The organism is Dermatophilaceae bacterium Soc4.6 (genome assembly GCA_039889245.1).
Lineage (GTDB): Bacteria > Actinomycetota > Actinomycetes > Actinomycetales > Dermatophilaceae > Lapillicoccus.
Genome location: JAZGVH010000002.1, coordinates 2,287,329 through 2,298,979 on the forward strand (window position 1 = coordinate 2,287,329; position 11,651 = coordinate 2,298,979).

Annotated in this window: 13 protein-coding genes; 3 read left to right on the forward strand and 10 right to left on the reverse strand. The window is 72.5% G+C overall.

The window, feature by feature from the left end; translation table 11 throughout:
* The 8 genes from V3N99_10555 to V3N99_10590 form a co-directional block, all read right to left on the reverse strand.
* Positions 1-1,353: a class I SAM-dependent methyltransferase gene (locus V3N99_10555; GenBank protein ID MEO3937186.1), complete on the reverse strand. Its 1,353-nt coding sequence runs from the start codon at positions 1,351-1,353 to the stop codon at positions 1-3.
* Complete coding sequence (locus V3N99_10560; protein MEO3937187.1) at positions 1,350-2,126, reverse strand: DUF1365 domain-containing protein; 777 nt, start codon at positions 2,124-2,126, stop codon at positions 1,350-1,352. The genes V3N99_10555 and V3N99_10560 overlap by 4 nt, the downstream gene beginning before the upstream one ends.
* Entirely contained in the window at positions 2,123-3,466 is a 1,344-nt protein-coding gene (locus V3N99_10565; protein ID MEO3937188.1) for an FAD-dependent oxidoreductase, read from the reverse strand. Before V3N99_10565 ends, V3N99_10560 begins: the two co-directional genes overlap by 4 nt.
* A 124-nt stretch (positions 3,467-3,590) precedes the next feature.
* Positions 3,591-4,433, reverse strand: a complete 843-nt coding sequence (locus tag V3N99_10570) for an anti-sigma factor (GenBank protein MEO3937189.1) — start codon at positions 4,431-4,433, stop codon at positions 3,591-3,593.
* Positions 4,430-5,032, reverse strand: a complete 603-nt coding sequence (gene sigK, locus V3N99_10575; protein ID MEO3937190.1) for an ECF RNA polymerase sigma factor SigK — start codon at positions 5,030-5,032, stop codon at positions 4,430-4,432. Before sigK ends, V3N99_10570 begins: the two co-directional genes overlap by 4 nt.
* A gap of 83 nt (positions 5,033-5,115) precedes the next feature.
* A complete protein-coding gene (locus V3N99_10580) occupies positions 5,116-5,769 on the reverse strand; it encodes a fasciclin domain-containing protein (GenBank protein MEO3937191.1) in 654 nt (217 codons plus the stop codon).
* 124 nt (positions 5,770-5,893) lie between these two features.
* Complete coding sequence (locus tag V3N99_10585) at positions 5,894-7,420, reverse strand: molybdopterin-dependent oxidoreductase (protein ID MEO3937192.1); 1,527 nt, start codon at positions 7,418-7,420, stop codon at positions 5,894-5,896.
* Between the two features lie 342 nt (positions 7,421-7,762).
* On the reverse strand, positions 7,763-8,260 hold the full coding sequence (locus tag V3N99_10590; protein ID MEO3937193.1) for a hypothetical protein: 498 nt from the start codon (positions 8,258-8,260) through the stop codon (positions 7,763-7,765).
* A 188-nt stretch (positions 8,261-8,448) separates the two neighbouring features.
* On the opposite strand from V3N99_10590, the gene V3N99_10595 reads away from it, so the two are divergent.
* Positions 8,449-8,874, forward strand: a complete 426-nt coding sequence (locus tag V3N99_10595) for a hypothetical protein (GenBank protein MEO3937194.1) — start codon at positions 8,449-8,451, stop codon at positions 8,872-8,874.
* 58 nt (positions 8,875-8,932) lie between these two features.
* Here V3N99_10595 and V3N99_10600 read toward each other — a convergent pair whose 3' ends face one another.
* Positions 8,933-9,661 carry a peptidase E gene (locus V3N99_10600; GenBank protein MEO3937195.1) on the reverse strand — a complete coding sequence of 243 codons (729 nt, stop codon included), beginning with the start codon at positions 9,659-9,661 and terminating at the stop codon, positions 8,933-8,935.
* Positions 9,662-9,713: 52 nt separating this feature from the next.
* On the opposite strand from V3N99_10600, the gene V3N99_10605 reads away from it, so the two are divergent.
* Together V3N99_10605 and V3N99_10610 are read left to right on the forward strand one after the other, a co-directional pair.
* A complete protein-coding gene (locus tag V3N99_10605; protein MEO3937196.1) occupies positions 9,714-11,075 on the forward strand; it encodes a lanthionine synthetase LanC family protein in 1,362 nt (453 codons plus the stop codon).
* 8 nt (positions 11,076-11,083) lie between these two features.
* Positions 11,084-11,206, forward strand: a complete 123-nt coding sequence (locus V3N99_10610; protein ID MEO3937197.1) for a hypothetical protein — start codon at positions 11,084-11,086, stop codon at positions 11,204-11,206.
* A 13-nt stretch (positions 11,207-11,219) separates the two neighbouring features.
* Here V3N99_10610 and V3N99_10615 read toward each other — a convergent pair whose 3' ends face one another.
* Positions 11,220-11,621 carry a MarR family winged helix-turn-helix transcriptional regulator gene (locus V3N99_10615; GenBank protein MEO3937198.1) on the reverse strand — a complete coding sequence of 134 codons (402 nt, stop codon included), beginning with the start codon at positions 11,619-11,621 and terminating at the stop codon, positions 11,220-11,222.
* Positions 11,622-11,651: the final 30 nt, after the last annotated feature.

An 11,651-nucleotide genomic window follows, 5' to 3' on the forward strand; every position in this document is an offset into this window, starting at 1 on the left:
TCAGGCCGTCGGGTCGTCGGAGGAGGTCGGCCGCTCGAGGAGGATCTGCTGCACGTCGAGGTAGCCGCTGAGGAAGCCCCCGCGCGAGTACTCGAGGTAGAAGTGCCACATGCGGCGGAAGACGTCGTCGAAGCCGAGACCGGCCACGCGCTCCGCGTGCTCCTGGAACTTCTCGTCCCACAGCCGCAGGCTGTGCGCGTAGTGCTGCCCCAACGTGAGCCGGTCGGTGACCCGCAGGGTCGTGTGGTCGCGCGTGAGGTCGACGATCGCGGTCGTCGAGGGCAGGAAGCCACCGGGGAAGATGTACTTGTGGATCCACGTGTAGGTCGTCGTGGTCGCGAGCATCCGGTCGTGCGGCATCGTGATGGCCTGGATGGCCACCTTCCCACCGGGAGCGAGCAGCCGGTCGATGGTCTCGAAGTAGGTCTGCCAGTACTCGTGGCCGACGGCCTCGATCATCTCGACGGAGACGATGGCGTCGTACTCCCCGTCGACCGCGCGGTAGTCGAGCAGGTCGATCTGCACCCGGTCGGCGTAGCCGGCCTCGGTGACGCGGGTCGTGGCCAGGGCCTGCTGCTCGCTCGACAGCGTGACGCTGCGGACGGTGGCGCCGCGGGCGGCGGCCCGCATGCAGAGCTCGCCCCAGCCGGTGCCGATCTCGAGGACGCGGGAGCCCTCGCGGACTCCTGCCAGGTCGAGCAGGCGGTCGATCTTGCGCTGCTGGGCCGCGGCGAGGTCACTCCAGACGGGCATGACCTCGGGGCGGTCGGCGACGACGGCGTGCTCGGTGCCCTCGGGACGGACGGCGTAGCGGGGAGAGTCGAAGAGGGCCGACGAGTAGGTCATCGTCGAGTCGAGGAAGGTCTCGAACAGGTCGTTCGACAGGTCGTAGTGCCGCGAGATGTTGGAGCGGGTGTTGGCCTCGCTGTTCTTCTCGGCGTGGGGCTGGTGCGCGACGTAGAACGCGCGCAGCCTCTGCAGGGGCACGGGGACGAGGCTGCCCATCTCCTCGGCGAGGACGGCGAGGAAGCCACCGAGGTCGGGTGACTCCCAGTCGCCGGCCATGTAGGACTCGCCGAAGCCGATGAGGCCCCCGGCGCCGACCCGACCGTAGAAGCGCTGCGGGTGCAGCAGCTGCATCGTCGGCGCCGTCGCGTCGTGCCCGGCCCCGCCGAAGGTCGAGCCGTCGGGCAGCTCGACCCGGATCGGGAAGCGGGCGGCGATGCGGGTGAACAGCTGGGCCGCGATGCGCGCGTGCACCCGCCGCTTGAGCGGGCTGGGCGGCGTCAGCAGGTCGGGCCATGCTGCGGGGTCGATGGACGGGATGGTGAGAACGGGGACGACGGTGGTCACTGGACTGCCTCCTGACGGTGGGACGGGCGAGGTCGGACCGGGAGCCGGCGCAACCACAGGACGATGCCGTGAGCCTTGATCTTGGCCATGACGACCAGGGGCTCGAGCGGGCGGGTGAGCGAGATGTGAAGCAGTCGGGCTGTGGTCACGTCGTGCGCGCGACCGGACATGACGGCGACGAAGGGTGGCCGACCCTCGCGCTGGAGGACGACGCTGGTGCGCAGGCTCTCACCCGGCTCGGGCAGGACGAGGTCGTAGTGCCCGTCGACGTCGTTGAAGGGGCTGACGTAGAGCGCCTTGTCGGCGCGGGCCCGGCCGTGGTCGTCGGTGCGCACGAGGTAGGCGTGCCGGTCGCCGTAGGTGTTCTGCACCTCGACGACGACGCACTCGAGCCCGCCGTCGAGGCGGTGGCACCAGTAGAGCGAGATCGGGTTGAAGACGTAGCCGCCGACCCGGGCCTGCGCGAGCATGACGACCCGCCCACCGTGCAGGTCGACCCCGTTGACGTCGAGGAAGGCGTCGACCTTCTGGCGCAGGGTGCCGGGGGCGTCCCGGTCGAGGTGGTCTCCGGCCTCGAAGGACGCGAGGCGGGCGAGGCGGCCGAGGTCGGGCAGGGCGTCGAGGTCGACGAGCCAGGTGTAGCTGCGCAGGGTGAAGTCGTGCTTCACCGGCTCGCGGCGGATGTGTCGGACGGTCGTCGCATACAGCCGTGGGGTGGCCGGGCCGCCGGCGCGCGGGGGCGAGGCCTGACGGACCGGGCTCGCGGTGCTCATGCCGGGGCCAGCTCGGGCTGCGGGACCCGCGTCCGGGGCCGGTCCCAGGAGCCGCCGAGGTGTTCGGCCGCCCGTAGGCCCGACAGGGCACCGTCCTCGTGGAAGCCCCAGCCGTGGTAGGCCCCGGCGAAGGCGATGCGGGCGGTGTTGATGGTCGGCAGGAGCCGTTGGGCCGCGATCGACTCGGGGGTGTAGATCGGGTGCTCGTAGTGCATGGTGTCGATGACGGTGGCCGGGTCGACGAGGTCCTCGCCGCCGAGGGTGACGATGAAGCGGCGGTCGGTGACCATCGGACCGGTCTCGTCGAGTCGCTGGAGCCGGGTCATGTCGTAGGACACGAGCACCCGACCACTCTCGGTGCCGGCGGGGCGCCGCCAGTAGTTCCACGAGGCGCGGGCCGCGAGGCTGCGGGGGAGGACCGACTCGTCCGTGTGCAGCTGGGCGACGTTGGCGCTGTAGGGCATCGCCGTCAGGACCGCACGCTGGCCGGCGGTCGGGTCGGCGAGCATACCGAGGGCTGCGGAGGGGTGCGTGGCGATGACGACGGCGTCGACGGTGAGCTCACCCGTCGCGGTCTCGAGCACGACGCCGTCGGGCGTCTCGCGCACCGAGGTGACCGGCGACGACAGACGGATCTCGTCGATGCCGGCGGCGACCTTCTCGACGTAGCGGGCCGAGCCGCCCACCACGGTGCGCCAGGTGGGCGAGCCGAAGACGGTGAGCATGCCGTGGTGGTCGAGGAAGCTGAAGAGGTACCGCGCGGGGTACTGCAGGGACACGGCCGGGTCGCAGGACCAGACGGCGGCGACGACCGGCTCGAGGAAGTTCGTGCGGAAGTAGCCGGTGAAGCCCACCCGGTCGGCGAAGGCGCCGAGGGTCTCGTCGGATCCGCTGGCGGACTCGGGCCGGGCCAGCACCCGGGTGGCCTCGCGGTGGAACTTCTTGACCTCGAGCAGCATCCGCAGGTAGGACGGGTTGGCCAGGTTGCGCCGGTGCGGGAAGAGGCCGCGGGCCTTGCGCGCCCCGGCGTACTCCAGGCGGGCCTCGTCATTGCGGATCGACATGCTCATGTCGGAGTCCTGGGTGGCGACGCCGAGCTCGGCGAACAGGCGCAGCAGCGTCGGGTAGGTGCGGTCGTTGTGCACGATGAAGCCGGTGTCCACCTGCACGACGCGGTCGCCGAGGTCGACCTCGTGGGTGTCGGCGTGGCCCCCCAGCCGGCCGGCGGCCTCGAGCAGCACGACGTGCGCCTCGCGGGACAGCACGTGCGCCGCCACGAGACCGGCGACTCCGCTGCCGATGACGGCGACGCGGCGGGGGCTGGTCTGAGGGGCGGTCATGGCTGGTCCTTCGTGGTCGAGGGTCAGAGGGTGCTCTGACGGGAAATGGGGGTGGGGCCGCTTGTCGCGGCCCCACCGTCGGTCTCACTCTGTATTCGTCGCCGCTCCCCGGGGGGATGGCGCGTCAGGCCAGCGAGATCAGCGCCAGCGGGGCCGTGGTCGGCTGGGGGGACCCGCCGTCGGGCTCCTCGGTGATCCCCACCGCGGACGCGCCGTTGGCGTTGCCGTCGAGCACCGTGACCTGGTTGGCCTGGTCGGACATCAGGCCCGCGCTGTAGAAGGCTCCACCGCGCTGGAACCACAGCTGGTAGTCCTTGCCGCCCGGGGCGGCGGGCATGTTCTTCGTGACGATGACCGCCCGACCCTGCGTGGCCGAGGTCACGACCTCGGCCGACGCTCCCCCGAAGAACTTCGAGGTGTGGTGGGTGGCTGCCGGGTCGTCGAGGACCTTGGAGGCCACCACCTGCAGGCCCCGGTTGCCGGAGCTCCACGGCTGGGTGATGGCTGCCGTGGCGCCGCCACCGACCAGGATCACGGCCGCGGCGACAGACAGCCAGCGGGGGGCGCCTCGACGCTGCTCACGACGGGCCCGTCGCTGCTCGAGCGGCGTGGCCTCGGCGCGCACCTCGGCCCGGGTGAGCACCTCGACCGTCGGCGCGGACCGCACCGGGACGGCCGGCGGCAGGGGCCGGACGGCGGCGATGTCCTTGAGCACCCGGTCCCGCAGCTGAGGCGGGGGCATCAGGTCGGCCAGGTGCGAGAGCTCGCTGGCCGCCGCCTGCAGGCTGGCGACCTCGTCGCGGCAGTCGTCGCAGGTCTCGAGGTGGTGCTCGAAGCGGGCCCGCTCGAGGTCGTCGACGGCGTCGACGGCATACGCACCGGTGAGGGCGTGCAGGTCGTCGTACCGGTAGGGCTCGGTGGACGCGGCGTGGTGTGTGGGATGGCTGGGCTTCAGCTGGTCGTTCATGAGGGGATCCCCAGGTTGTCTCGCAGGCGTATGAGGCCGTCGCGGATGCGGGTCTTGGCGGTGCCGAGTGGTAGGCCGAGCATGGCAGCCACCTCGCTGTGGGTGTAGCCGCCGAAGTAGGCGAGCTCGAGGGCGCCGCGCTGGGCGGCGGTCAAGGAGTCGAGGGCACGTCGTACGCGTTCTGCGTCGAGGGAGGCGTGGGCCGCCTCGGCGGTGCTGTCGAACTCCACCTCGGTGGTGTTGTCGTGGTAGGTGGTGTCGCGGCGGCTGGAGGCCTCGGCCGAGCGCACGCGGTCGACGGCCTTGCGATGGGCGATGGTCATCATCCATCCCAGGGCGCTACCTCGAGTCTCGTCGAACCGCGATGCGGTCTTCCAGATCTCGAGGAACGCCTCCTGGGTCACCTCCTCCGACTGTGATGGGTCTCGGACCACTCGGACCACGAGGCCGTAGAGCCTCGAGGACATCGCGTCGTAGAGCCGAGCGAACGCCTGCTCGTCGCCGAGCGATGCCGCCCTCAGGAGGTCGGCATGCGTCTCGGACGGGGACGTCCCCTCCGGCGAGATCTCGCCGGAAGGGACTACCTGCAGTTCAGCCATGGAACCCATTGTGACCGGTCTCCCTGTTACTGTCCTGCGTTACTGGTTGAATCGTCAATTTGGGTGGACGTCGACTGCGGTGATCAGGCGGCCGGGGGCGTCAGGACCGAGTCGAGGATGTAGACGGTGGCGTTGGCGGTCTGCACGTTGCCACAGACGACGTTGGCCTTGGCGGCGCCGACCTGGAACGACTCGCCCGAGCCGGTCACGGTGACCTCGCCACCGTTGAGGGTCTTGTGGGTGCCGGCCAGCTGCTCGGGGGTGAGCTTGCCCGCGATCACGTGGTAGGTCAGGACCTTGGTCAGGGCGGCCTTGTCCTTCAGCAGCGCACCGAGGTCGGCAGCGGGGATCTTCTCGAAGGCGGAGTTGGCCGGGGCGAAGACAGTCAGCGCGGGAGCCGAGTTGAGGGTGTCGACCAGGCCGGCGGCCTTCACGGCGGCGACCAGCGTGGACAGCACCGGGTTGGCGCTGGCAGCGGTGGCGACCGGGGCGGTGGCCATGCCGTTGAACGAGCCGGCACCGTCGGCGGGGACGGCGGAGCAGCCGGCACCGAAGGGCTTGGTGGACATGGCGTCCGTGGCGGTGCTGCTCGTGGTGTCGGACGGGGTGGTCGCGGCCGAGGAGCTGGAGCTGGCGGCGGTGCCGGCCGAGCCGGTGCTGCTGGAGCCGCAGGCGGCGAGGCCGAGGGGCAGGGCAGCCACGAGGGCGAGGGCGGCAGTGGTGCGACGAACGTTCACGGTGAATCTCCTGGGGCGTATCGGGCGGGTTTCTGGGCCAGCGGCCGGTGGCCGGCTGACATGAGTACTTCGTGCCCCGCGATGGGGCGGATTGCTGGTTCTCGTGGTTTTCGTGCGAGCTAGGTCACGACACGATCACGACGACCTGCTGGATACCGCTGGAACCGTTGGGGAACGGAGTCGTGCGCTCTGCGGTCTGCACGACGCCGTCGAGGTCGGTGGCGCGCACGGAGACGTTGTGCTGACCGGACACGGCGTTCCACGGGAGGTACCACTGGCGCCAGTAGTCCACGCCGGCGTCGGGGCCGAGCATGGCCGGCTGCCAGGGGGTGTCGTCGATCTTGACCTCGACCTTGCCGATGCCCCGGTGCTGGGCCCAGGCGACACCGCCGAGGGCGGTCATGCCGGGCTTGATGGTCTCGAGGGGCCGCGGCGTGTCCACGCGGGAGGAGATCTTGATGGGGGCGTCGCTCGCCCACTTGCGCTTGGTCCAGTAGGACTCCTGCGCGGCATACGTCGTGAGAGTGAGCTTGGTCAGCCACTTGGTGGCGCTGACGAAGCCGTAGAGGCCGGGGACGACCAGCCGCGCGGGGAAGCCGTGCTCGGCGCTGAGCGGCTGGCCGTTCATGCCGATGGCGATGATCGCGTCGCGACCGTCGCGCACCACCTCGAGGGGCGTGCCGATGGTGAATCCGTCGACGGCCGTGCTCAGCAGCTGGTCGGAGCCGCTGCCCACCTGGGCCCGGTCGAGGACGTCGCTCAGGCGCACGCCGAGCCAGCGGGCCGAGCCGATGTAGCCACCGCCGACCTCGTTGGAGACGCAGGTCAGGGTGATGTCGCGCTCGATGAGCGGCATCGCGGCGAGCTCGTCGAAGGTCAGCGTGAAGGGGTTCTTGACGTCGCCGTCGATCTGCAGGCTCCACGAGCCCTTGGCCACCTGGGGGACGGTGAGGTTGGTGTCGACGCGGTAGAAGTCGGCGGTCGGGGTGCGGAAGGCGGAGATGCCTGCCACCTTGCCCTCGATGCCCGCCGGCAGGGCCTTCGCCGCGTCGGCCGGTGCCGGGAGGGTGACGTTGGACGGGTCGGCCGCGCTGGTGGCGACCTTCTGGCCCACCCCACCCAGGACGAGCGCGCCGAGGGTCGCACTGCCCGCGCCGACGAGGAACCCGCGTCGGCTCGGGACGGGACCCGCGTCGGTGGTCGTGGTCGCCGACGCCCTGCGCAGCAGGAGCACCAGGGTCGCGAGACCGACGACCAGGGTCGCGAGCGCCGGCAGGAGGTCGACGAGCCGGGCGGTCGGGCGGGTCATGGCGGCGACGCCGGCGGCGACGACCAGGGCCACGACGAGGCCGACCCCGACGGCCGGGCGGCGGCGGGACAGCACGCCGGCGACGGCGGCCAGGACGAGCGTCACCACGCCGATCGAGCTGACGAGCACGAGCTTGTCGTTGGTGCCGAACGTCGCGATCGCGTATTCCTTCAACGGGGTCGGCACGAGGTCGATGACCGTCGAGCCGACGGCGAGGACCGGCGACGCCGCCGGGTTGACGAAGGCCGCGACGAGGTGGCCGGCGGCGGCGCCGGCGGCGGCGGCCAAGATGCCGGCGGCGGCGTACGGTGCGGCCGTGGTGACGCGGGTTCGGAAGGACATATGGGTAGTTCGCCGCGGAGGCCTCCGCGGATTGACCGTGGGTGATGTCCTGGGACATGGTCCGAGGTACGGGCCGAGTGCGGTGAGGGGATCATCCCGAGCACGAAACCACCGACCCCACGACGCAGGTCGAGGTCGCCGAGACCGCGTTCGCGTGGACCTGGAGCGACGCCACCAGCGCCTGCCCGGGCGGCTGACACGCTGCGCGGCTACCGCTCCGACTGGGCCGAGTTCATCACCTGGTGCACCCACCACGACCGAGCCCCGCTGCCTGCTTCGCGTACCCGATCAACCGCGATGAAGTTCGTCCACCAGCTGCGCAACCTGCCCGGCCCGACCGCGTCAGTCGCAGAAGCAGGTGCCGGCCGCCGAGATCTGCAGCCCGCAGCGCGGGCAGATCTTGGGCTCCGGCGGGGGCGGGGCGACCGCCGCCGCGGGGCGACGCGCCGCCGTGGCGCGAGGGGTCGTGCTGCGCGAGCGGGTGGCGACGGGGGTGCGCACCATCCGGTCCACGGCCTCCTGGGCCAGGGCCACCGCCTCGTCGAGCGCACCGCGCAGACGGGCGGTCGGCACCCAGACATAGCTCGTCGTCGTGGTCTTGCTCTCGACCCGCTCGACCAGGGCGCTGCCGTCGAGGGCTCGAGCCCGCGCCGGGTCGAGCGCCAGCGACACGACCGCCGGGAAGCAGTGCATCGCTGGCACGTCGGAGCCGAGCCGGCTGATGATCAGCTCCTCGCCCCGGCGGGCGACCTCGACCGAGCGCGAGGAGACGACCTCCCGCACCAGCATCTCGACCTCGATCGACGGCCTCAAGCGGCCCAGCTGCTCGTCGATGTCCATGACCCCCACCCTCTGCCTGTCGTCGTGTCGTCCGTGTCGTCGTGTCCTGCGTGGTCACCGGGTGGCCCGGCGACACGGATGCTGACCTGCCGCACCAGTCTCACAGATGCCCGACGGTGAGCAGCGGCAGGTGGGCCACCAGGGGCGCGACGACCGCCATCGCGAGCCGTCCCCGCTACCGTCGTCGCATGCCCGAGACCGACCTTCGCGCCCACGCCGTCTCCGCTCTCGTCGCGCTCGCGTCCAGCGAGCGCCCCGCCGACCGGCGCGACGCCGGGGTCGCCCTCACCGGCTTCCTCGACGCCGAGCACGCGCAGGCCGTCCTGCACGACCTGGTCCTCGACGCCGACGACGCCGTCAACCGGGCCGTGAGCGCCGCCGTCGCCCGGCGAGCCGACCCGCACGGCTGGGTTGTGCTGGTCCTCGCGCTCGCCACGGCCGACGAGAGCCAGCAGGGCGCCGTACGCGAGGGGGTGGGCGAGGTCGTCGAGACGTCCGACGCGACCCGCCTGCAGGGGGCGAAGACCGCCCTGCGCCTGCACGAGCACCCCGAGGCCGCCATCCGCGAGGGTGCGGCGAGGCTGCTCGCGATCCTCGGGGCGCCTGCCGCCTGACCCGCCCCGCCCCCTCTCACCCCCGCCGAGGCGACGGACTACCCGGTGCGCGAGCGGTTCACCCGCGGCCGCGCAGGAGTCGGACGCCGACCTCGTGCTCGACGCCCGTCTCCCCCTCGCGCACCACGCGGACGACGGGTCGGTCCGGCTGCTCGGCGACCGCCTCGACGAACGCCCCGTCCCGCGTCACGACCGCCGTGTAGTCGTCCGCCGCCCAGCCGTCCGCCAGCGCACCGGCGCCCACCCAGCGGCGGTAGAGCTCGCGACGACCCGGCTCCCCGAGGTAGTGCGGGCACGCGCTGCCGGCGACGAGACCGAGCCCGTCGGGGAGGGGGGCGAGCGGCCCGAAGGAGTCCGTGGACGACCCCTCGAACCAGCAGTTCATTCCGGCGCTGATGCCGGCCAGCACGGTGCCCTGTGCCGCCGCCTCGCGCAGGATCGCGGGCAGACCGTGCAGCCTCCACACGGCGAGGAGGTTGGCGGTCGACCCGCCGCCGACGTAGACCAGGTCCTGCTCGAGGAGCACGCGAGGGTCGGAGTAGCCCCACGGCTCGTGGCAGAACAGCGAGAGGACCGAGGTCTCGGCCCTCCCGGTGAAGGCGGCCACGAACCGCCCGCTGTAGTCGTCGTCGTCACCGCTGGCGGTCGGGACGAAGCAGACGCGGGGTCTCGAGCGTCCGGTCAGCTCGAGCAGGTGGTCGTCGATGAGCGAGGAGCCGTCGTCCGACATCGAGAAGCCTCCCCCGCCGAGTGCGACGACAGTGCCCTTGACGGTCTCAGCAGCCATGACAGGACGGTAACCCGTCGACGCGCCGCCCGGCGCGTGCCAGCATCGAGGGGTGCAGAGCCCCGACGCCTCGCGGTACGACGACCTCGCTGACGCCGCCTGGCGCTGGGTGCTCGACCAGGTGCGCTGGGACGACGGCCCGTGGGTGCCGGTGCCCGGCACCACGGACCCGACGCTCGAGCCGGACCCGGCACCCGCGGACCGCGACGGCAGCCACAGCGGCATCGGAGGCCTGGCCCACACCCTGGCCGAGATCCGGCTCGACCGGTCGTGGACCGACGAGGAGCAGCGGCTCGCCGACGGCATACGGCAGCGGCTGCGGCGCACCGCGCAGACCGAGACCGACCCCAGCTACTTCGACGGGCTGAGCAGCCACGTCGGGGCGCTCCTCGCCCTGGACGACCCGGGCGGGGCCGACCTGGCCCTGGCCCGGCTCGCCGAGCTGGCCGGCCCCGACGGCTGGACGGCGCCGACCGACGAGTCCGGGTCCTGGGTACCGGGCTCACCCTGCAACGACGTCACGACGGGCAACGGCAGCGCCGTGCTGGCGGGCGTGTGGGCCGCACGCCACGGGAGCCGGGTGGGCGGCGAGGTCGGCGCCCTGGCCGCCGACCTCGTCCGCAGGGAGGGGCGGGAGACCCCCGGCGGGCTCGAGCTCCCCTATCGGTCCGAGCGGTTCCGGGTCGGAGGAGGAGCCGATGACGCCCCGGCTCGCGAGATGCCCAACTGGTCGCACGGCACGGCGGGGATGGCGGCCGCGCTGGCCGTGGCGGGCAGCACCCTCGCCCGCCCGGACCTCGTCGACGCGGCCCGACGAGCTGCCGAGCACGTCGTCTCGCTGGCCGACACCTCGGACGGGGGCTTCGTGGTGGAGACCACCGTCCCGCACGACCCCACGAGGGACCGGAGCCGGTATGCCTACGGCTGGTGCCACGGCCCGGCAGGCACCTCCCGGCTCTTCACCGCCCTGGCCCACGCCGGGGTCGGCGAGGTGGCGGGCGCTCCGCCCCTGCACTGGCACGACGCGGCGATGCACTCCCTGCTGAGGTCGGGGCTGCCGGACCGGCTGTGGCCGGGGTTCTGGGACAACGACGGTCGCTGCTGCGGCTCCGCCGGGGTCGGCGACGTCGTGCTCGACGGCTTCCAGCGCACCGGGCGCGACGACTGGCTCGCCTTCGCCCTGCGCATCGCCGACGCTGTCGTCGACCGGGCCCTCGTCGACGGCGACCGGGCCTGCTGGCGCTTCCTCGAGCACCGCCGTGACGACCCGCTCCTGCCGGCCGAGGCCGGGTGGATGCAGGGCGCGGCCGGCATCGCCACGCTCCTGCGGCGCACGGCGCGGGTGCTCCGGACGGGGCGAGGGGCCCCGGCCCTGGCGCGGATGGACACCTGGTGGGGCCTGCCGGGAGCCTGACGTCGTGGGTGGTGTCGAGACCCGACGCCCGGCTCCGACACGTGCTCTACCTCGTCTTCACGAAGGGGCACACGGCGACCACCGGCGCGGGACTCACCGACGTGTCCCTCGCCGAGGAGGTCACCGGCTGACCGGCTCACAGCCTCACAGGCCGCCGAGCACCGGCGCGAGCCGTCGCAGCTCCTCGAGGTGCACGGAGGTGAGCTCGCTGAGCACCTCGTCACCCCGGGCGGTGAGGAGCAGGCGCACCCGACGCGAGTCCTCGGTGTCGCGCTCGCGGTCGAGCAGGCCGAGGGCCGAGGTGCGGTCGACCAGGCCACTGGCGGTGTGGGGCGCCACGAGCAGCACCTCGGCGACGTCGCCGACGGTCGGAGCGTCGGGGCCCGGGTGCCCCCGGACAGCCAGCAGCAGCTGGTGCTGGGCGTGCGTCAGCCCCTGCTCGGAGGCCGCCTGGCGGCTCCAGCGGTCGAAGGTGCGCAGCCGCACCCGGAAGGCGAGCAGCCGCGCGTACTCGTCGTCGGACGGCGGTGTGCGACCAGGAGGCATCGAGTCACTGTAATATGTCGTGTTGCGATA

Excerpts from the sequence above, each read along its gene's own strand:
- V3N99_10560 (MEO3937187.1), bottom strand. The coding sequence starts at position 2,126 with ATGAGCACCGCGAGCCCGGTCCGTCAGGCCTCGCCCCCGCGCGCCGGC.
- V3N99_10565 (MEO3937188.1), bottom strand. The coding sequence starts at position 3,466 with ATGACCGCCCCTCAGACCAGCCCCCGCCGCGTCGCCGTCATCGGCAGC.
- V3N99_10570 (MEO3937189.1), bottom strand. The coding sequence starts at position 4,433 with ATGAACGACCAGCTGAAGCCCAGCCATCCCACACACCACGCCGCGTCC.
- sigK (MEO3937190.1), bottom strand. The coding sequence starts at position 5,032 with ATGGCTGAACTGCAGGTAGTCCCTTCCGGCGAGATCTCGCCGGAGGGG.
- V3N99_10585 (MEO3937192.1), bottom strand. The coding sequence starts at position 7,420 with ATGTCCTTCCGAACCCGCGTCACCACGGCCGCACCGTACGCCGCCGCC.
- V3N99_10590 (MEO3937193.1), bottom strand. The coding sequence starts at position 8,260 with ATGGACATCGACGAGCAGCTGGGCCGCTTGAGGCCGTCGATCGAGGTC.
- V3N99_10595 (MEO3937194.1), top strand. The coding sequence starts at position 8,449 with ATGCCCGAGACCGACCTTCGCGCCCACGCCGTCTCCGCTCTCGTCGCG.
- V3N99_10600 (MEO3937195.1), bottom strand. The coding sequence starts at position 9,661 with ATGGCTGCTGAGACCGTCAAGGGCACTGTCGTCGCACTCGGCGGGGGA.
- V3N99_10615 (MEO3937198.1), bottom strand. The coding sequence starts at position 11,621 with ATGCCTCCTGGTCGCACACCGCCGTCCGACGACGAGTACGCGCGGCTG.